The 20266-nt window shown below is 47.9% G+C and carries 16 protein-coding genes; 4 read left to right on the top strand and 12 right to left on the bottom strand.

Going from position 1 to position 20266, the window contains the following annotated elements; translation table 11 throughout:
* Positions 1-115: 115 nt before the first annotated feature.
* From LGV68_RS13670 to LGV68_RS13650, 5 genes are all read right to left on the bottom strand, one after another.
* Positions 116-970 (bottom strand): hypothetical protein, encoded by an 855-nt coding sequence (locus tag LGV68_RS13670; protein ID WP_020329604.1) that lies wholly within the window; start codon positions 968-970, stop codon positions 116-118.
* The gene (locus LGV68_RS13665; protein WP_222769708.1) at positions 970-1833 is read right to left on the bottom strand and encodes an ABC transporter ATP-binding protein; all 864 of its coding nucleotides are present in this window, start codon (positions 1831-1833) and stop codon (positions 970-972) included. The genes LGV68_RS13670 and LGV68_RS13665 overlap by 1 nt, the downstream gene beginning before the upstream one ends.
* A complete protein-coding gene (locus LGV68_RS13660) occupies positions 1830-2201 on the bottom strand; it encodes a GntR family transcriptional regulator (RefSeq protein ID WP_020329602.1) in 372 nt (123 codons plus the stop codon). The genes LGV68_RS13665 and LGV68_RS13660 overlap by 4 nt, the downstream gene beginning before the upstream one ends.
* Before the next feature lie 134 nt (positions 2202-2335).
* Positions 2336-4885, bottom strand: coding sequence for a glycosyl hydrolase family 18 protein (locus LGV68_RS13655; protein WP_252535468.1), 2550 nt, complete (start codon positions 4883-4885; stop codon positions 2336-2338).
* A 317-nt stretch (positions 4886-5202) separates the two neighbouring features.
* A complete protein-coding gene (locus LGV68_RS13650) occupies positions 5203-6600 on the bottom strand; it encodes a tryptophanase (protein ID WP_252535466.1) in 1398 nt (465 codons plus the stop codon).
* 451 nt (positions 6601-7051) lie between these two features.
* Here LGV68_RS13650 and LGV68_RS13645 point away from each other — a divergent pair, with 451 nt between their 5' ends.
* The gene (locus LGV68_RS13645; protein WP_020329599.1) at positions 7052-7675 is read left to right on the top strand and encodes a DUF2057 family protein; all 624 of its coding nucleotides are present in this window, start codon (positions 7052-7054) and stop codon (positions 7673-7675) included.
* 57 nt (positions 7676-7732) lie between these two features.
* On the opposite strand, the gene LGV68_RS13640 is transcribed toward LGV68_RS13645, so the two are convergent.
* Positions 7733-9010, bottom strand: coding sequence for an HD domain-containing phosphohydrolase (locus LGV68_RS13640; RefSeq protein WP_172571547.1), 1278 nt, complete (start codon positions 9008-9010; stop codon positions 7733-7735).
* Between the two features lie 229 nt (positions 9011-9239).
* Here LGV68_RS13640 and LGV68_RS13635 point away from each other — a divergent pair, with 229 nt between their 5' ends.
* Positions 9240-9779, top strand: a complete 540-nt coding sequence (locus tag LGV68_RS13635; protein ID WP_020329597.1) for a GNAT family protein — start codon at positions 9240-9242, stop codon at positions 9777-9779.
* A 37-nt stretch (positions 9780-9816) separates the two neighbouring features.
* On the opposite strand, the gene LGV68_RS13630 is transcribed toward LGV68_RS13635, so the two are convergent.
* The 3 genes from LGV68_RS13630 to LGV68_RS13620 all read right to left on the bottom strand — a co-directional run bounded on the left by LGV68_RS13630 (position 9817) and on the right by LGV68_RS13620 (position 12957).
* Positions 9817-11205 (bottom strand): DASS family sodium-coupled anion symporter, encoded by a 1389-nt coding sequence (locus tag LGV68_RS13630; RefSeq protein ID WP_020329596.1) that lies wholly within the window; start codon positions 11203-11205, stop codon positions 9817-9819.
* A gap of 197 nt (positions 11206-11402) precedes the next feature.
* Complete coding sequence (locus LGV68_RS13625; protein WP_154182886.1) at positions 11403-12260, bottom strand: alpha/beta fold hydrolase; 858 nt, start codon at positions 12258-12260, stop codon at positions 11403-11405.
* 103 nt (positions 12261-12363) lie between these two features.
* Entirely contained in the window at positions 12364-12957 is a 594-nt protein-coding gene (locus LGV68_RS13620) for a TetR/AcrR family transcriptional regulator (protein ID WP_061056027.1), read from the bottom strand.
* A 126-nt stretch (positions 12958-13083) separates the two neighbouring features.
* On the opposite strand from LGV68_RS13620, the gene LGV68_RS13615 reads away from it, so the two are divergent.
* The gene (locus LGV68_RS13615; protein WP_222807239.1) at positions 13084-14040 is read left to right on the top strand and encodes an AEC family transporter; all 957 of its coding nucleotides are present in this window, start codon (positions 13084-13086) and stop codon (positions 14038-14040) included.
* Between the two features lie 210 nt (positions 14041-14250).
* Complete coding sequence (locus LGV68_RS13610; protein WP_252535464.1) at positions 14251-14889, top strand: START domain-containing protein; 639 nt, start codon at positions 14251-14253, stop codon at positions 14887-14889.
* On the opposite strand, the gene LGV68_RS13605 is transcribed toward LGV68_RS13610, so the two are convergent.
* The 3 genes from LGV68_RS13605 to LGV68_RS13595 form a co-directional block, all read right to left on the bottom strand.
* On the bottom strand, positions 14890-15276 hold the full coding sequence (locus LGV68_RS13605) for an MAPEG family protein (RefSeq protein WP_024373929.1): 387 nt from the start codon (positions 15274-15276) through the stop codon (positions 14890-14892).
* 240 nt (positions 15277-15516) lie between these two features.
* Positions 15517-16575: a sel1 repeat family protein gene (locus tag LGV68_RS13600; protein ID WP_252535463.1), complete on the bottom strand. Its 1059-nt coding sequence runs from the start codon at positions 16573-16575 to the stop codon at positions 15517-15519.
* A complete protein-coding gene (locus LGV68_RS13595; protein WP_222766794.1) occupies positions 16559-20266 on the bottom strand; it encodes a LysM domain-containing protein in 3708 nt (1235 codons plus the stop codon). Before LGV68_RS13595 ends, LGV68_RS13600 begins: the two co-directional genes overlap by 17 nt.

Raw genomic sequence — 20266 nt, 5'->3', positions numbered from 1 at the left:
TTCTGTCCGTGCTTTGCGCTCGGTTGCATGTGCAAATTGTGAAGGACAAAAGATCGCTGATTAAAAACGGGCGAAAAAAAGGAGGCCATAGCCTCCTGAATCTTTACTCTGCGTTTTAGCGCTGCAATAAAGTGCGCCAGGACACTTCGTCAGTCTGATAACATTTAAGGCTCAGAATAAAACTTACCACGCCTAGCGCGATGTAAATCAACGCGTTAGCCACACTGATCTGCGCGACAACCTGTGACAGACTGGAATCGGTCAGGATATTCAGTGGCAACGCCAGTGTCTGGTGAAAGAAATCGCCGATCGCATCGCTGCCAAACAGACCCAGACTGAGCCATTTCAGCGCATACACAGCAATAAACATCACCAGAATAGGAGAATTCACCAACTGTGAAATCAGCAGCGTGATACAGGCCAGCGGCAGTAACGCCAGCGCCACCAACAGCATCAGTCCGAGATAGTTCAGCCAGTGAGTCAGCACAAACAGCAGTGAGCGTTGGTGCATCAGCAGTGGAATGGCATCATCAGTGGCCAGATTCACCAGCCAGAACATCAAATCCGAAGCGATAACCAGCACTGAACAGATCACTGGAATCACCAACAAACCAAAAGTCAGTTTCACGCCGTGCGTCATCAGATTGCTGACAGGCATACTACGCCAGAACATTGAACTGCCTTCCTGACGCTCTTTACGCAACGTTTTAGGAATATACAACGTGCTCAACATGATCGACAGCGCGCCAGCCAGCACGACGATCAGTGAACTGAATTCATCGACAAACTGTAGATCCATGTTGTCAAATCCGCTGTAACTCATTTCAAACGAGAGATTACTTTGAACGTTGCCATTGCTCAAAATACCGGCAAACAGTACCAGCACACACACCAGCACGAACAATGGAATGCGGCTCACCGCTTTGTGTTCGATCCATTCTTTTTCTAACATGTAGACGGAAGCATGCATTATGCGTTCTCCTTCTGCAGCGCCAAAAACAGCTCTGCCAGTTTTACACTGTAAATATGACCTAGCCCTTCGACAGCATTGCGATGCTGTGCTTTCAACAGCCACTTCGTGGTACCGAGCCCGACCAGAGACGACAATGGGTTGAGCGCCGCAATCTGCTGCGTCATGGATGTTGGCGTTTCCAACACAAAGTACCCCTGCTCCACCTGTTCCATGCTCTCCTGCAACACCACTTTGCCCTGTTTCAGAATCAGTACATCCGTCAACAGGTGTTCAATTTCCGATACTTCATGACTGGCAATGATCAGCGCACGTTCGCCATCGTGGAACCATTCCAGCAGATGACGATAAAACGTATCGCGATAAATCAGGTCCAGCCCCAGCGTCGGTTCGTCCAGAATCAGCACTTTGGTATCCGTGGCAATCACCAGAGCCAGATGCAACTGAACTTTCATCCCTTTAGACAACGCCTTGATCTTACTGTGTAAACGAATATCGGTTTTGGCCAGCACCGAGTGCGCTTTGCCCAGCGAAAATCCCGGATGTACCCCCGACGTGTATTTAAGAAGCTGTTTGACGGTCATCCATTCTGGCAGCACATTCACATCCGAGATGTAGGCCAGATGTTCCATCACTTTTGCCCGTTGATGGATCGGTTCCAGACCAAAAATCTGAATGTCGCCTTGGTAATGGTGAGCGCCAAGCAACGCTTTGATTAAGGTCGATTTCCCCGCGCCATTATGGCCGAGCAAACCCAGCACCTGACCCGATTGCAGTGTGAAACTGACATCCTGCAAGGCGCTCTCCCCTTGTGAAGCCGAGTACTGCTTCGACACATGTTTTACTTCAACATACGGATTCATTGCTCGTCCTCAATATATTGTTTTAACTGCTGCATAAAATCTTCCAGCGACATGTCTATCTGAGTCAGCGTCGCGGCTATTTGCGGAATCTGCTGCTCGAGAAATTGTTGTCGCTGCTGGGTTTTCAATTGATTCAGTGCGCCACTGGCTACATACATACCTTGTCCACGACGCTTTTCTACCAAGCCTTCATCCACCAGCAACTGATAACCTTTCATCACCGTCAGATGATTGATTTTCAGGTCGGCTGATACGGTTCTCACCGATGGAAGCGGCTCACCTTCAGGCCAGATACCTTGTAGAATCTGCTCGGTGATCTTGTCCGCCAGTTGGCGAAAAATCGGTTGGTTGTCCTGCCATTCTGTCACTGCACATTACCGATATGGTGTTATACATGTATATAACACTAAACTTGAAAACGAATTTTCGCAACTCTCTTTTTCGCACAGAAAAGAAAAAGGCCCCGCCGAAGCGAAGCCTTTAGAACAAATGACATACTTAATCAGTTGGTTGAACAGTCTGCCGGGCCGACCAGTTGCCACACTCCCCACTCACCCGAATGATCAGGTGATGCTTCGTTAGGGTTTACGTACCACTTGTTTGACCACAGTTGTCCTTGCCACGCAACAATGGTACCCGGTGATGCATAAGTTTGGCTTGCATCCCACAGGTTGTCACAGGTTTCACCACCGCTTGAGGTTTTGAGAACAACGACATTAGTGCTGGCCGAAGCGCTCGCCTGGCCATCACTCACGCTCACCGTGAAGCTCAACGTGGTATCTTGTGAGTACTCAGGCGCCACGAAAGTGACTGTGCTGCCGGTTACCGTCGCGTTCAGACCTGCTGGTACATTCCAGTTGAACGTCAGAGTGTCGAGATCCGCATCACTCGAAGCGGAAGCATCAACCACCACCGTTTCACCTGCGTTCACCTGCGCCGGAGCGCTTACCGCAGCCACTGGTGTGTTGTTCTCATTGCCGCCCGCCGGTTTCACAGTCACAGTCACATTGGCCGATGTACTTGCGCCTTCGTTATCCGTCACAGTCAACTTAAAGGTCAGCGCTTGTTCGCTGGTCACTTCCGGCGCAGTAAAGCTTGCCTGAGCGGCATTGGCATTGCTCAGCGTTACCGCTGCACCTGATGTTTGCTCCCACAGGTAGCTGGCAATCGTGCCGTCGCTGTCTTTCGACGCGCTGGCATCCAGAGTCACGCTTACCGGACCTGTCACCGTCTGAGCAGCGCCTGCATTGGCCGTTGGTGCACGATTCGCAGGCGGAGTAGTTCCGCCAGCTAACCCTTCATGCATCGCATTCAGAATGTCGCCGTTGTCAGCATCGATTTCCCACGAGAACAGACCAGCCAAGCCCAGGCTGCGTGCATACGCACCTTTGGCTTTCACTGAACGGTCATCATCAAAGGTAATCAACTGACCAGAGGTGCGGTTCCATACCCAAGGCGCTTCTGCCTGAGCATCGTAGCCGTACTCAAAACCATTGATACCTGTATTATCTGCGCCCAACATGTTGGCTTTAATGCCTTTGTAGTCAATGACACCCGCTTCCCATACGCCTTGCGCCGTCGAGCCGGTCAGTTTGCCATTACCAACACCCGTCATCGGATCGGTTGGATCCGTCAGACTTGAGGGCATCACACCATCCCAGCCACGGCCATACATCGCCGTACCCAGTACCAGTTTGTTGGCTGGGACACCTTGAGCCAGCAGAAGCTGAATACCACGGTCAGCGGTATAGGCCGGGCCTTTGTAGGGTTCGCCATTTTCATCAACGCCCGTGCCATCACACTGCCCCGGACGCATGAATGTGCCACAGTTCAGCGCGGTCTGGTGACCGAGTACGTTGTTCCAACCGCCGTAGAAGTCATATGTCATAGCAAAGATGTAGTCCATGTACTGCACCGCATCGGCGTAGTTCACGTCTTCGATCTTGTCGTAGCCGACACCAATGGCAGAAGTCAGCTCGTAAGTGCGACCTGTTTCCGCTTCCAGATCATTCAACATGGCACGCAGCTCTTGCATCAGAGCAACGTAAGCCGGGCCATCGTTCACTGGATCACCAAGGTTTGGCGCCGCGCCGTCACCGCCTGGAAATTCCCAGTCAATGTCTACACCATCAAAGAATTTCCAGGTTTTGAGGAAACGCTTCACTGATGCAACGAACGTGTCACGATTGGCTTTGGTGGTGAAATCAAAGAATGGGTCAGATAGCGTCCAGCCACCGACAGAAGGAATGATCTTGAGATCCGGATAGCGCTGTTTCAGTGCCATCATCATGGCGTAGTTGCCCTTGATCGGAGAGCTGTACTCATGACCGGCCTGCGGGAAGCTTTTCTGATATGCAGCCCAAGGGTCATGAATCACTACCTCATAATCCGGCACGCCCTGACATGCGGTCATCAGTGCATTGTAGCTGTTGCCACCGACTGATTTTACCGACTCGTTCGGACCACAGATCGGGATAAATCCATACAGAATGTGCGTTAAGTTTTGCGCTGGAAGGTTATCCACGGTGTAGTTACGGCCATAAATGCCCCATTCAACAAAATAGGTCCCCACCACAGTATTCGCATCGGTGGTGTAAGTTTTGTTGTTCGGATCCACATTCATAGTCAGTGGTTTGAGATGCGAACCATCGGTATCCGCGAGGGTCAGCTCAGCGGGTGCACTTTTGCTACAACCGGTGTCGTCACATGCGGCCACTTCCAGCGTATACAAACCACCTTTGCTGTAAGTGAAGTTGGCCGTCGTCTGACTGCCAGAAATCGGGCCGGAAGCCACTTCCTGACCGTCGAAATAAATTTTGTAAGTGTTGCCCGTTTCACCACTCCACTGGTTAAACGTAATGGAGATTGGCGCTTCGTCGTGGTATTTCACCATCTGGTTGTAGCCAGCGGTGGTTTCCATCGCGAGCTCAATTTTTGAAAATTGCAGATTGTTCGACCCGTAGACATCAATACTTGGTGCCGCCGGAGCCGCTAAGGCCGTTCCAGACAGAGCCAGCGCAATACTTGCGGCGCACAGAGTAATACGATTCATATCTATTTCTCTCGTTCCTTGCAGATTGTACTCAACATGAGTTGGCTGCTCTTCAGTAAGGCTTTGAAGAACATCGGCTTCAGTATTTGGGAGACTTTATTTTTTTGAAAAAAAATTAAAACGCTTTTCGAGTCACAACGAGCATTTTGTGGCGAAAATTCACCGTGTTACATAGCAAATTCTACTCTAAGCCAAGAATTCAGAATCTTTACAAAGTCTGGAAGGCAAAATTATTTTTTTGAGCTAATGAAGTTCCTCACAAGAGACAAAAAACAAAAAGCCCTCTAAAAAGAGGGCATTAGTGTAAGAACTATCAATTATAACGGACGAAATTTCGCGGTAAAATGCCGCAAAACTGGCGGCTCATAGGCAAATTCCAGCCCTTTAAAGCTTGAGGCACGCTTGGTGAGCTCAATAATCGCATCAGCAATGTAGTCCATGTGATCGTTGGTGTAGACGCGACGCGGAATGGTCAGGCGCATCAGCTCCAGTTCAGCGGGCTTTTGTTCACCCGTTTGCGGATCGCGCCCCAGCAACAGCGAACCAATCTCAACCGCGCGAATGCCCGCTTCGAGGTAGAGCTCGTTACACAGCACTTGCGCCGGGAACTGCTCGGCCGGAATGTGAGGCAGGATCTTCGCCGCATCAACAAAGACCGCATGACCACCCGTTGGGTACTGAATCGGAATACCTGCCTCACGCAGGCGTTCGCCCAGATACGCGACCTGACTGATACGATAATGCAGAAAATCCTCGTTCGCCGCTTCGTACAGACCACGAGCCAGCGCTTCCATATCGCGTCCGGCCATCCCACCGTAAGTCACAAACCCTTCCATCGGCACACAACGTGTACGCACCGCCTGGAACAGCTCCTCATGGTCACGAATGCAGCAGAGCCCGCCAATATTCACCATCGGGTCTTTTTTGGCTGACATCGTCAACATATCGCCGTACTGATACATCTCGCGGATGATATCGAGGATCGGTTTGTCCGCATAACCCGCTTCACGTTGCTTAATGAAATAGGCGTTCTCACAATAGCGCGCCGAATCGATCACCACCGGAATATCATGACGAGTGGCAATGTCATACACCGCACGCATGTTCACCATTGACACTGGCTGCCCGCCCGAGCTGTTACACGTGATCGTGGTGATGATGGCGCAGATGTTGTGGGCGCCATACTGATCGATGGTGGTTTGCAGCTTGTCGAGGTCGAAGTTACCTTTCCAGTCATACGGCGTGGTGGTATCAAACGCTTCCTGAGTCACCACGTTGACTGCTTTGCCGCCATTGAGCTCAATGTGGCCAGCGGTAGTATCGAAGTGGTAGTTGGAGATAAAGACCGGCGTGGTGCCGCCGCGCACCTGGCGCATGCGTTCAATCAGGGCTGGAAACAGAATTTGCTCAGCGCCGCGTCCCTGATGCGCCGGAACGGTGAGCTTGTAACCGAAGAAGTGTTCAACTGCCGCACACAGGTTGTAATAGTTACGACTGCCCGCGTAGGACTCGTCACCAAGCATCAACCCCGCCCACTGGTTATCACTCATGGCGCCAGTACCGGAGTCGGTCAGCAGATCGATATAAACATCTTCACTGCGCAGCAAAAAAGGGTTGAAGCCCGCTTCTTGTAGTGCGTGCTCGCGATCGGCCAGAGTCGTCATTTTAATCGGTTCCACCATCTTAATGCGGAACGGTTCAGGAATACGTTTCATGCTTAAATACCTTTATCGCTTCGCCCGCGCAGATAAACGCGCAGACAAAGTTCAATTGATTGGGATGCCGTCACAGCGGCAGAAGAAAAAAGCCCGTTCGATGGGCGAGGAATTTAAGCGAGAGAGGAGGTTTTACTGAGCAGAGACAAGCAGTAATCGAGGTTATACCAAGACGACAACACTAACTTAATGTCGTGCGTTGCGTTGAAGTCCATCGCGTCATCTCCGGTTGCTGAGTCATGAAATCACTATAGTGCAGCGGTTTAGCGTTTGGCTTGCGTCTCTTTCATACTTTGCCGGACTGCTCACATCTTCATCATCACAGTAAGTGAAATCGCGTGTTAAGTTTTGATGAAATTCACGACTCCGTAACCATGAAAACTTGCAATTCTCAGCCACAATCGGCACCCTCTCATGACACTACGCGCAAGCGGTTAAAAGGATAAAACTAATGAATGTAATCAAACCTTTATCATGTTTTTTGGCTATTGTTTTCAGTGCTTCTGCTGCAGCGACCGTTACTTTGGACGTGCCTGATACTATTGATCTTTTGGTCGTCAATGGTGGCAAACCGAATACTTCCGGTGGCTTTTTTGCATCATCGAAAAAGGTTGAAATGGAAGATGGTCAGCAACAAATCGTGTTTCGCTACCACCCTTATTTCACTCAAGGTAATGACCGTGTTGGTGTAGAAAGCGATGTAGTCATTGCCAAGTTCAATGCCGCGGATCAATCCATTTCATTCGACATGCCGGAGTTTCGCAATGCTGCGGATGCTGAGCGCAGCATCAAATCGATGGAATGGACTTTACGAGATCAACAAGGTACCGCCATTGAGATGAAGCAGGATCGCCTGATCAAAGAAGGCATGCAGATTGGCCGCGATTACAAGCAAGAAACGCTGGAATACAACATGACTGGCGGCCCGGCAGCGATCACCACTCAGTATGTCAAACCGACATCAGCAAACGGCAGCACGAGCGACACCACCGCCGAAGAGATGCTGCATTTCTGGTACGGTAAAGCCGACGCGCAAACCAAAGCCCGCTTCAAACAGTATGTGAATCAGCAATAAGCTGGTCACGCATCATTCGATACGAATCGGGCTCCCAATAGGAGCCCGAATCGTTGGTTACATCACTTGTGATTGCATCACGATGTCATCATCCACCGACAACTGATAACAGTAATCCGCGTGCTGAGTCAGACAATCAAAAATCTCCCGGTCCAGCTGGTTGGCGTCAACCATTTCCCCGACAATCTGTAGTGCCTGCTGCAAGGTAATGCCTTCCCGATAAGGGCGCGACTGCGTCAGCGCCTGAAACACATCCGAAAGCGCAACAATACGGCTCGGCCGATCCAATTCTTGCGCGATTTTGCCCAGCGGATAACCCGAGCCATCAAGACGCTCATGGTGATTTGATGCCCATTCATTAATCAGCGGTGAAGTAATTATGCCTTGCAGAATGAAGCGAGTATCCGTTGCATGACGTTTGATGCAGGTGTACTCCTCCGCCGTCAGCTTGCCGGGCTTGTGTAACACCACATCCGGCGTACACAACTTGCCGATATCGTGCACCAGACCAGCAAGATAAAGCATTTTCTGCATTTTGGGTGAATAGGCGAGCTGTTTAGCAAGGTACTTCGAGAGCTGCGCAACTTTGAGCGAATGTTGAAAAGTAAACGTACTTTTGGCGTCGACCACTTTGGCAAACAGCTCTGCAATATCGATGGTTTCATCCAGACCGATATTGCTGGAAAAGAAAGGCACCGAATCGAGATGCATCATCTTGGCCTCGATATGGCGTGGGTTCATTGAGAACCAGAAATCATCGTTATCCACCAGCTCCGTCATATGTTGCACCATGTTCGCTTCAAACACCGTACCGGAATGCTGCTGCAGTTGATGCGCGATGGACAATTTGGCCTCGGCGTTTAAGTTACCAAACTTATCCTTGGGTTGATGGCGATAGAGGTGATCAACACGGTTCACCAGACAGATGAGCGTTGCCAGCTCCTTGTCGGCATCTGCGATCGGTAAATGTTGCAACTCACTCCACGGCGTATGGTGATAAAGAACCGGTGTGGCAAAACACGAAAGCGGCGCGCATTCCAGCAGCAGCTTGTAGCCTTTTTCACAATGACGGGCAAAACTGCCGCTTTGAAGGGGAAAGATCAACGGCATTGAAGCCGAGGACTGAGTGGAGCCGCAGTCATGCACCAGACCTGTAGAAAAAGCCAATTGCGCTTGTTCTTCATCCCAGCCCATTAACCGCGAGCACCGATAAGCCATATAACCTACCCGATGGCTATGATGAAGTTCATCGAACCCCACCGCATCCAATGCTTGGGCGATGCCCAATAATACCCGACGCAAGTCGACGCTGACGTCTTCAGCATGCAATTCCATATTGTTAACTGACACTAAAAATTTTTGAATAATTATGTTTCTCGAGATTAATACAAACAGGCAGTTTATTCCTGATTTTTTTGAGGTTTTTCTACATAACGTGACGAAAACCATGTGCTACAAGTTTCATTTCAATATAACGTACGAATAAACTTTGAGCGTCGCACGCAAAATGCTACTCTGCGCGGCAACATGCCGGACAAATAACAGACAAAATCAGGTGGTTAGAATGTTTACCCTAATGGTCGATGACGACGTACAGCTGGCACTCATCGAAGAATCGTTTGCCCCTTTGTATGCCCAAATAGTCGCAAAACAGCAGGCGTATTTGTCACAATGGTTGGCGTGGCCGCCTTATTGTCGCTCAGAGCAGGATTTCCAGCTTTTTATCCAGAATATGCTGCACGACTATGCCGACGGCAAAGTCGTCGTATGTGCGATGTTTTATCGTGGGGAATTGGTTGGAAACTGCAGCCTGCAAGAGATCAACCGCGATTTACAGAAAGCCCGTATTGGTTATTGGCTGTCACAAGAACACCAGGGGAAAGGCATTGTCACCCGGGCCGTTTCTCGTTTGATTGACCTTGCATTTAACGCCTATCAACTGGAGAAAGTTGAACTGGCTGCCGCCAGCGGTAATCTGGCGAGTCAGGCAGTTGCCAAGCGCCTTGGATTTAATCAGGAAGGGATAATTACCCGGGCAGAGAATCTGAACGGGCGCGTCGTTGACCATGTGGTGTTTGGACTGACGCGCACCAACGCCGAATAGCATCTATAAAAAAGCGGAGCCCAGCTCCGCCTTTTTCTTATTGCCAGAAGAACATCGCAATAGCAGATAGCAACGCAATACAGGCAATGTTGAGGAACATCCCCACACGCATCATTTCGCTCTGCTTGATATGACCCGTTGCAAACACAATCGCATTCGGCGGAGTCGCCACTGGCAGCATGAACGCACAGGAAGCCGCAACGGCAATCAACACAGAAAGCAGTACTGGCGATACGCCAAACGCTTCTGCCACGCTGGCAAAGACCGGGATGAGCAGCGCCGCGCTGGCAGTGTTACTGGCAAACTCCGTCAGGAAAACAACGAATGCGGCAATCACCAGCACGATGAACAGCAGGCCCAGGTCGGCAATCATCGCACTCAGTTCATTGGCCAGAAACACGCTGGTACCCGTTTGTTTCAGTACGTTACTCAAACAAATACCGCCGCCGAACAGCAGCAGCACGCCCCAGTCCGCCGTTTTCTCGATATCTTTCCAGTGCACCACGCGCGCAAAACTCACCATGACAATCGCGCCCAACGCAATAATGGTATCGAAACTCTTAAAGCCGCCCAACATTGCGTTGACGGGTTTACTGAAGATCCACAGGAACACAGTCAGACCAAAAATCGCCAGTGTGACCACTTTACCTTTGTCCCACAGAACTGGCTGACGGTTGAGCTCAAAGTGGCCGCTCAGGTCTGGTTTCAGAACCAGATACAACACCAGAATCGCCATCGGCAGCATGATGATTGTGGTAGGCAGACCAAACTTCATCCAATCCGTAAACGACAGACCCACTTCTGCCGCTGCAATGGCGTTTGGCGGGCTACCAACAACGGTCGCAATACCACCAATACTGGCGCTGTATGCAATGCCAAGCAGCACGAAAACGTAAGTGCTGTGACCACGGTCGTCATCGACTTTGCTCAGTACACCAAGCACGAGTGGCAACATCATCGCCGCGGTCGCAGTGTTACTGATCCACATAGACAAACCAGCCGTCACGCCAAACAGCATGAACACCGCGACACTCATTTTGCCGCGAGCCATGATCAGGACTTTGTCAGCGATCACTTTATCCAGCCCCTGACGGTGCATCGCGGCAGCAAGCGCGAAGCCTCCCAGGAACAGGAAAATGATCGAGTTAGCAAAATTATTGAGCGCGGCCTGCGTATCAAACACGCCAAACAATACGGCCATGATAGGCACCAGTATTGCCGTTACCGTCACGTGCAGTGCTTCGGTCAACCACAGCACAGCGATAAACGCGAGCATGCTGATACCTAAAACGACATTTGGCTCAAATGGCAGGGTATTAAAAAGGATAAAAAACAGCGCGACATCGGCAAGGATGATCAGGCTGTTGCGGTTAAAAAACCATTCTCGGGTATTGTGGGGTAAAGGGACACTATCATTTCTATTCATTATTATTCTTCCTTAAGGAGGCCAATCGGCACTCGCGATCATCACACAGATTCAAACGAGGAGATAATAATTATTGCGAAATTGTTAAGCCTATCAAAACTATCACTTACAATTTAACACATTGAAATAAATAGAAATCCCAACACCATAAATTTTAACAATTTGGAAAAATACGTGCTTCAATTCAAACGATTGAGCTAATCAATACTTTTAACAATTTGTTCAAATGCCACTTTAACTTCATTCCCTTTCATAATTCGTCCATGTCCTTGATTTTTAGTAGTAATCAAGGTGACACTTTCTATTTCCTGCGCCGCCTTATCAGATTCAGCGTAGCGAGCAAATCGGTCTTTTTCATCATGGACAATGATGGTTGGCGCTTTACGCTGTTTAAGGCTCTGGTAGGGCTGGATAGAATGAATAGGATAGCGATACTCGTCCTGTACTTCGTTGACGACCTCTTCAAACAGACGCATGGAGTATCCTGAACGGGCTACCGTACCGAATAAGTTATCCAGATAATCCAGAACAGGCGCAATAAGCACCATCGGACAACGTTCCAGTTTGGCATGACGACATTCCAACGCAGTGACATTCCCCATACTGTGGCCAATCAGTCCGACAAACTCAGGTTCACTGTCGAGAATCGCTTCCAGACCACGCACAAATGCCGGAACATGACCAAATGCCCCTTCACTTTCACCGTGCGCCGGATGATCGTAAGCCAGCGCCGTAAAACCTTGCGCCGCAATATGCTCCATCAGCGGGAAAAACTGGCTCGACGACCCGGACCAACCGTGAGTCAGGATCCACACCGGACCTTCTCCTAAGCGGTAAGTGGTCAGTTTACCTTCCGCAGACTCCACCTGACTTTTGATCATGCCTTTTGGCGGGTGATTCTTCGCCGTCATTCGCGCTGGAGTTAGCAATACCTTGCGTGCCGTTTTACGAGCATGCGCCGGAGCCAGAGTATGGTGCAAACGGGTTGTCCAGTTAACCAGGCTGCGGCGCAGGCTGAACTTGCCGGACGTATTGAAATAAATCTTCTCACTCATGATTCGATCCTTCAGCACAAAAACGAACGTTCGTGCTTTTTATTGGTAAAATTTTTTGTGTTCAAGCCAACTCGCTAAACGTAAAGCGAGTTAACCAAATTCTTCACGCCTTTTTCCAGCGCGCCAGCAGCGCATCCACGCCCTGCCAAAAGTGTTGATAACTCTGTTCTTGTCCATATAGTGAATAAAACAGATGCGCACTCAGATAGAGCCCATACAATTCATAGCTCGCTTGCTGAGCATTCAAATGAGCGACAAATTGTCCCTGCTCTATGCCTTTGTGGATTTGAATCTGCAAATAATGAATCCAGCTCGAAATCGACGCTTTCAGTGTCTGCTGAATCGCACAATCGGTGTGCACCGCTTCTTTCCACGCATCCAAAAACATGCAACTGCCCTGAAACGATTGGTTCCAGCCCAGCCAGTTGTCCAGAATCCGACGCAGTTTTCTCTCGATATCACCGTCATCAAGTTCGCGGGCTGGTGAGATCACTCGACGAATAAACGTCTGGTTGGCAAACTCCAACACGGCAATTTGCAGATTCTCTTTGGAATTGAAGTGTGCAAACAGGCCACTTTTGGACATACCGCACTCTTTCGCCAACTCACCGATAGTCAGACTCTCTAAGCCATTGGCGCTCGCCAGCTCAAATGCCGTCTGCAATATATTCTCTCGAGTGATTCTTCCTTTACTCATTATTGGCCACCATAATTGCATTACGCTCTATTTTTAGCACGTTCGTTCTATTTTGCAAATTTGATTTCTCGCGCTCCTCAATCTGTGAAAGAATGATGAAATTGCGACCACATTCAAAGGATTGATATGGAAGGGATAATAGAGCAACTGCAGTTTTCCGCGTCGATTACCGGCCCGATTTGTCTCATGCTGGTTTTGGGGGTTGTGTTTAAACGCATGAACCTGATCAACGAAAACTTCATTGAAGTTGCGTCCCGTATGGTATTTCAAGTCACACTGCCCGCCATGCTGTTTCTCAGTATTGTGGGTTCAAAGCACGACTTTTCTTCCAGTGCCGCGCTGATCATCTTCGGTTTGGTGGCCAACTTTTCGTTTTTCCTCTTCACCACCTTTACCACCAAGCGCGCATTTCGTGACCCGCGCGACCAAGGCGTAATCATTCAAGGTGGCTTTCGAGCCAATACCGCTATTATTGGCCTCGCGTATGTCGCCAATACTTATTCAGATGCGGGTGTGGCTCTGGCTGCTATTTATGTTGCCTCGACAACGGTGCTGTATAACATTCAAGCCGTCATCGCTCTGACGCCCAAAGGTGAAACCACAGGGGTGCAAGCGAGCAAACTCATCGTTAAAACGCTGACCAAAAACCCGTTGATCATTTCAATTATGCTCGGTGTGGTGTGCTACTTTCTGGCCGTACCTATCCCCAACATTGTCACTCAGGCCGGACATTACTTCGCCAACATGACTCTGCCACTGGCGCTATTGTGCACTGGTGGTTCACTCGATATGCGTTCACTCAAAGATGACAAAAGTTCAGCCTGGTTTTCTACCGCCTATAAACTGGTGCTCTCACCCGTGATGATCACAGGCGCCGCACTGCTCTATGGTTTCCGTGGTATGGATTTGGGCCTGATTTTCCTGATGAGTGCGTCACCAACCGCAGCCGCAAGTTACGTCATGGCTCGGGCGATGGGTGGGAATGCAACGTTGGCCGCCAACATCATCGCGTTGACCACCGTATTTTCCCTGCTCTCGTGCACGTTGGGCATCTTTATTCTCTCCAGTTTCCAGCTCATCTGACACACGATTTTGTTCTCCGCCCATACCACCCCGTACGGCAGAGAACGCAATCTAAAGAGAACTTCTCTGTTTTTGTTATGACCAAGGTCCTTGTTTGAGCGTTAGCATTAACGGCGCATTTGCAGGAAGCCTTCATTTCGCTCTACGCTTAGTCAAAGGGCAGAACGTACCCGACTGAAATTCATACTCTTTCGCAAAACAAGGAACCTTATGTTGGCACATTGGCTGAGCGCTCTTTTACTGCTACTTCCGATGATCTCTTGGGCCGAAACGGCTCAACCAGTTCCTTGGGAAATGGCTAAAAACCAGGATGGCATCACTATCCAAACTCGCAAGCATCGTGACGGTTTAGTCGAAATTCGCGCGCAGATGTTGGTACCCACCACATACGCAGCCTTCATGAGCCTGCTAGAAAACAGCAGCAATCTGCCCAACTGGATTGACCATGTCGCCTCTAGCCGAGTCCTCAAAAAGATTTCAGACCACGAGAATATTGTCTATACGCGTTTCTCGGCGCCCTGGCCAGCTCGCGATAGAGACATGGTGACGTATTCGCAGTTTCAGCAGTTTCCTGGGTCTTTGGTTTTAACCATTGAGGATGCGTCGGATCAGTATCCGGAGAAGGAAGGATTTGTGCGAATCAAAGCGGTGAAAGCAACGTGGGTACTGGAAAAACTAACCAATGGCATGACACACATCGACTACACCGCCTTTGCCGATCCGGGCGGCATGCTACCCAATTGGCTGGCGAACAAGCTCTCTGTGTCGAGTGCTTTCAATACCTTTGAAGCGTTGAGGGAGCAGCTCTCCAAATACCAAGGTAAACGGCACCCTCATGTGACCGAGTGATCAGAACAGTTTGCCGTACGGCAGATAAATCAGATTCAGTACCATCAGTATAATCATGACGCTAAAAGTCAGTTTCATTCCGGTTATGCGGCCTTTAAGTTGATCGTTTAAGATCGCTTTGGCATGCAGCAAACGACCGAGAATGAAAGCAATGCCCGTCGCATGCAGCCACCATACATTCGCGCCGTTGAACTCTGCGAAGCCCATCAAAATCAACGTGATCGGAATATACTCCGCGGCATTGCCCTGCGCACTGCGCGCCAAAGTCAACGCATTCACGCCCCCATCCATATACTTCACCTGATGGCGCCGACGCTGCTTGATCACCTGCACCGCCAACCCTATCAATAACCCAGCCAAAATGACGGCATACAACGCTGTAACCATAAGATTTCCTTAGTCTCCATTGAGGAGATAAGTGTAGATGAAAAGAGAGGAAAGAAAAAAGCGCTGCGTGCAGCGCTCTTAGGTATCGCAGAGAAAGGCATCCACATCACCATCAGCAAACAGCACCTGATGTTTACGCCGCTGGTGAGTCACCTAGCCGCACAGAACGGCGGCATACCCTGTTGTGACCATATCCGTTCCTAAACACGAATATCTAGAAAAGTGAGTATAGATGAAAGTTTAATCCACCCAATCATTACGGCGAGTAAAACCATCTATGTATACCATTGGTGTCATTGCTTTCATACTTTCCTCTATATTACAGTCTACAGCTATATTTTCCTCATTTTCTATACCAATAAATAACTTGTCTGACCCTGTCATAGCCTCATACAAAGTAGCATAGCAATATAATTGTCTATTATTAAATTCGTTTTTAAACTCAAAAAACCTAGTCTTATAAAAATGTGTGCCGCCTAGAGTTTTTAGTTTTAAATATAAATCATCATTACTTTTTAGATCGGAGTCTTGTCGAACAAGAAACTCTATTGCTGGTATATAATTATTATTAGCAGCGACAGTTAGCAACTGAATTGCTAATTGATATAATTCAGGAGTTTTAGCTTCATACTTAAATTTATCTTGAGGACGAATTAAAATAGTATTTACATAGTCCATCAAGGGTTGGTAATAATGTGCTTGAGAAAATCGAATCACCTCTTGAATATACTGAGCCCGAGTCTCTTTCGATTGATCTAACTCTTGCTGTTTTAGTAAAAAATACTGGGCTCGCAGATCCCCTTGCGCAGCGAGAGGTTTAAAAAGTTCAATGGCTTTATTGAAATGTTCTAGTGTACAGTTCTTTTCGCCAAAATATCTAACACAACCACTACTGATTAAACCTGGAGAAAGCATGATATATGCATAAGGGTTACCATCATCCATTGCTTTTTGATAAAGAGACAATGCTTTGGGTATATTATTAACGCTAGAACGATATATAAGTTTTGCACACCAGACCATTGCATCGATATCATTTTCTTCAATCATATCTTGTAATTGATTCGCGGCTATATCATGTCTTCCATGCTGAATATTGACCAATATCTCATACAGCTTATCTCCCGGCTTTACGGTGCTCGAGATATAAGGGTCATCAGATTTTTTATTAATATTTTCGGTAATAAATGGCTGAAATAGGGCAATATCGTCTTGTGGGTTAGGCTTACAAGCCACCAGCCCAATCATAATGCTCAGCAGCAAGACAAAACGGGCAATTCGATTAGGATAAGGCTTCATGGATACTCCAATTGATAATAGTTTCGTTCTTTTTCACTAGCTCACTTTGTGACTCTGTTTCTAGCCATATTTGCACTTTTTGACCGACCACTGGATTTTGTACCATGCCAATCGGGTAAGCAAAATACTGGGTTGGCTTTGGAATTCCAGCCAGCAGGCCGCTCTGGAATGACTCATCATAACGAGTTAGAACCATATTTTTACAAAGTATCTTAGAGTATTGATCAAAATAATCCATCAAGTCTTTATTACTGCGACTTTTCACAAACCTTGCCAATCTTAGCCACTGGGCTTGATAGGTTTGCCACTCCACCTGATGGTCTTTTTTACCAGCAGGAAGTTTCCCCATAGCAATCAGGGTTTCTTTCCACTGTCTTTGGTTGGCTTCTTCACCAACGCTCGTATCTGCCGTTAGCCACTGCATAATTTGTACAATAGCTTGGGCTTGAGTTTCGTTATCCTCTTCTGCCGTTGCCATTACGAGGCCATTACTATCTCGTCTTGAGCTTGTCTGTTTTTGAATCAAACTCAAGAATAAGTTACTCAATGTCTCAGGAGGTAAAGCCACAACCCAGCGTTGTGTAACAGTTTGTTTTTCAGAATCCAAAACACGGCTAGCCAATAGTGGCGCATATTCCTGACTCAGTACCTGCTGCTTATAATCCGTTAATGCTGTTGCAGGCATCAGCAATACCTGCGCCAACCCCAAACCCAGACCGAACGCAAGCGTCATTAAGCTATTGAGTTCGTTAAAACTATCGTTAATGCCATCGGCATCCGCCTCTCCGAAAATCGCTAAGCGGCGGAAATGACTCTGTTTTAACACGCCAAGTAAACAACCAATAAACTCATCAGCGGCGTTAGCATCAAGATTAATCGCCACTTTACCTGTGCAGCCAGGTCCCACAACTAGGCCCGCTGAAGCCACTAAGATGATAACTCCACCTTGAATCAGCAAACGAAACTCGGCGTGATAACCCGCACCAAATGAACCTGATAGTTCGCCATCAATTGAGCCCAACTTTTTCGGTGGCTTAGGAGGCTTACTCTGAGTTACACACTTAACCTCAGGTGGAGCCCAATACACCGCAGCGCCTAAAGTACCCCCTGCCTCTACCCCAGCAAATGCATCCACACTAATCGCAGCTTCTCCGGCATAACCGGCTTGTCCTGCACTCCTTAAATTGCCCCCCCCAAAGGTATAAGCATCGTAAATATTGGGATCCAATAACCCTATAGTACTGCCTTTAATACCAAAGCCGTCACTCACATCACTCGGCCCTATAGCGACCTTAGCGCTTAATTGACATGATGCAGCAGCCAATCCGTAAACTGAGCCTGCGATGCAAACCCGCAAATCACCAGCTTCATATTTATGTTCACGACTGTGTTTATCAACGTAGGTTAAGCTAATATCATACCCTTTCACTTGCTCCACCTGCTCTGGCTTCATCGCTTTATTTTCAGGGATAAACGGGAGCCAAAATGCAAAACTAAGCTGCCCTTGCAGAGCCGTGAACTGAGCAGATATTGAGCCAGAACCACCTATATTTCGGCGCTTTTTGATTAAGTTTTGGTAAGAGCTTACCGGTGAATTGAGATCAGCTTCAGCTTTAGTAGATAAGCGCAATAACTGAGCACCCGCATCAACCGAATAAGCCGATGTTTCACCATTTGGTCCTTTACCACCTTGGTAATGGTAGCTATCTTGCCAGAATGCAGTGTCAAACTCAGCACTAGCTTTGATAGGCATTAAATCCAACTTATTTTCTGGCTTACTCAGCGCATCCAGTGCGTCAGTCAATGAACCGGCTTCGACAATATTTTTGCCTGTTGATTTCGTTGCGCTAAAGGTTATCCTTTCGGTGATTACTCGTACATGCCCTGCCGCTATGGCCGCTTCTCGATCCTCGTTGTTTTCTGGAATAAGCCAATGTGGGCCTCGGATATAGAACACTTTCTTATCTGAAAGTAAGCAACACTCCACCGCTTGGAGATCGTTAGCTTCTGCTTTATTAATAAAACCTGACTTCTGCTTTTCTTTAGGCTTATATTTAGTTTCATCCCATAGCAGGGTCAGCGTCGGCGGCATTTCGCTTTCATTACCCAGAGTAAACTCTAAACTACCTGCACCTTGCGCAGCGCGTTTTTGAGCCAGTGATTTTAAGTATTCTAAGCGAGCTATCGCGAGTTTTTTAACCCAAAGTAATTGCTTAAACAGTTCATCAATCGGAGTTGAAGCGCCGCTACCCAGTACCTGTGACAGAGCATTTTTATGTTTATTGATTGTCGCATCGATAACAGCTTTCAGTGCTGTCGCCGTAAAGTAGGACCACGCTGCCGGGCCTGTGATAATTCGGTTGAGATTAACATCCAAAAGATCATTATCAAATTGATCGCCAGCCGTTTCTGCATACAGGTTTTCGATTAGCTGACTGTCATTGATGATATCGAGTGCTTTGCCCGCCTCTCGCCAATTGCGAATTTTTTTTAACGTTGCAGGGCCACATGCGATGCCAGATTCGCCTTCCAACTGATTTAAAGTTAAACACTGCTCTTTAATGACCAAACCATAATGGTTGAGACTTTTTAAACTTACCGCACATACAAACGCTTTTTGATTAGCAACGAAATTTTGTTGCTCTTGAACAGAAAGCATCATCATACGAGAACCTTGTTCTAAGGCTTGTTGTAACTGTTTTGGCCACGATGTTAAATAAGCTCGAGAACGTTTCACGCCCATGCTCAGCAAATTTTGCTCAGACTTACCGCGGCTGGAATGCATTTGCCGTATCAATAATGCCAACGCATTTTGGTGAGTACTGGTAAAGTACTTGAGCTGCTTATCGTAAATAAATTTACTGCCATCATCAGCCACATGGCCTTTTGCGGCATTTTCGGCAGCCTTTTCAAGCCGTTCGATCTCTTCTTTAATTTTGTCGATAATCAAAGTCCGTAACTGGTGATTGATCTGTTTTTCAAACACTGGGCCTTCTGGTGATGGACGATATAAACTACCGAATTTTCCGTAGTATAAGTGCCTGTTTTTTGCTTGCTCTCGATCAGATAACTTCTTACGAGTTTCTTCCAGTGGCACATCAATCAATAGAGCGACATCAAGCAAAAAGTCATTGGGATTCCTCCCATCAACTCTAAATGCTTCATTTTTAATCACAAGATTAGCCAGTAAGAGGGCCTTATACTTTTCAACCTCTTCTGGTGTCATAAATTGTTCGTGAACTTTTGCCGCAAACTTTGAAATTAAGCCCAATTTATTGAGGTTTTTCATCGTGGCTTCGGCATCATTCTCAACTATAGCTTGCGCCATGTTCGCCCTTTCTATTGCAATTTTTTCTTTGGCTTGCTCGGTTAAGGCATACCAAGCTTTTTTCCCCGTTTTAGGGTGGGCAGGCACGTACAATATGTCATCGTATTTCATGGGACTTTGGCACGTATCGTTACCGCAATTTGGCCGAGTCGGTGGCTCAACTAAGTCAATACGAGAACCATCAAACTCAATGGGCTGGATTAAATCTTCTGGAAGCTTTAGAACGTCACCTTCATAAATGAGATTGGGATCTTTAATCTGTTGGCTGTTGAGTTTGATCAATTCATCAACAGACACGTTGAAACGCTTAGCTAATAGACTTAAGCAATCGTTCTTTAAAATTGTATAGGTTCTATCGGTCAT

Origin of the sequence: Vibrio sp. LQ2 (assembly GCF_023920125.1) — a bacterium.
GTDB classification, from domain to species: Bacteria; Pseudomonadota; Gammaproteobacteria; order Enterobacterales; family Vibrionaceae; genus Vibrio; species Vibrio fluvialis.
This window is presented reverse-complemented; position numbering and strand designations above follow the sequence as displayed.

What these genes read in the sequence shown, in the direction of transcription:
- LGV68_RS13615 (WP_222807239.1), top strand. Translation starts at nt 13,084, where the DNA reads ATGGAAGGGATAATAGAGCAACTGCAGTTTTCCGCGTCGATTACCGGC.
- LGV68_RS13655 (WP_252535468.1), bottom strand. Translation starts at nt 4,885, where the DNA reads ATGAATCGTATTACTCTGTGCGCCGCAAGTATTGCGCTGGCTCTGTCT.
- LGV68_RS13625 (WP_154182886.1), bottom strand. Translation starts at nt 12,260, where the DNA reads ATGAGTGAGAAGATTTATTTCAATACGTCCGGCAAGTTCAGCCTGCGC.
- LGV68_RS13650 (WP_252535466.1), bottom strand. Translation starts at nt 6,600, where the DNA reads ATGAAACGTATTCCTGAACCGTTCCGCATTAAGATGGTGGAACCGATT.
- LGV68_RS13645 (WP_020329599.1), top strand. Translation starts at nt 7,052, where the DNA reads ATGAATGTAATCAAACCTTTATCATGTTTTTTGGCTATTGTTTTCAGT.
- LGV68_RS13610 (WP_252535464.1), top strand. Translation starts at nt 14,251, where the DNA reads ATGTTGGCACATTGGCTGAGCGCTCTTTTACTGCTACTTCCGATGATC.
- LGV68_RS13665 (WP_222769708.1), bottom strand. Translation starts at nt 1,833, where the DNA reads ATGAATCCGTATGTTGAAGTAAAACATGTGTCGAAGCAGTACTCGGCT.
- LGV68_RS13640 (WP_172571547.1), bottom strand. Translation starts at nt 9,010, where the DNA reads ATGGAATTGCATGCTGAAGACGTCAGCGTCGACTTGCGTCGGGTATTA.
- LGV68_RS13620 (WP_061056027.1), bottom strand. Translation starts at nt 12,957, where the DNA reads ATGAGTAAAGGAAGAATCACTCGAGAGAATATATTGCAGACGGCATTT.
- LGV68_RS13630 (WP_020329596.1), bottom strand. Translation starts at nt 11,205, where the DNA reads ATGAATAGAAATGATAGTGTCCCTTTACCCCACAATACCCGAGAATGG.
- LGV68_RS13595 (WP_222766794.1), bottom strand. Translation starts at nt 20,266, where the DNA reads ATGACCGATAGAACCTATACAATTTTAAAGAACGATTGCTTAAGTCTA.
- LGV68_RS13635 (WP_020329597.1), top strand. Translation starts at nt 9,240, where the DNA reads ATGTTTACCCTAATGGTCGATGACGACGTACAGCTGGCACTCATCGAA.
- LGV68_RS13600 (WP_252535463.1), bottom strand. Translation starts at nt 16,575, where the DNA reads ATGAAGCCTTATCCTAATCGAATTGCCCGTTTTGTCTTGCTGCTGAGC.
- LGV68_RS13605 (WP_024373929.1), bottom strand. Translation starts at nt 15,276, where the DNA reads ATGGTTACAGCGTTGTATGCCGTCATTTTGGCTGGGTTATTGATAGGG.
- LGV68_RS13670 (WP_020329604.1), bottom strand. Translation starts at nt 970, where the DNA reads ATGCATGCTTCCGTCTACATGTTAGAAAAAGAATGGATCGAACACAAA.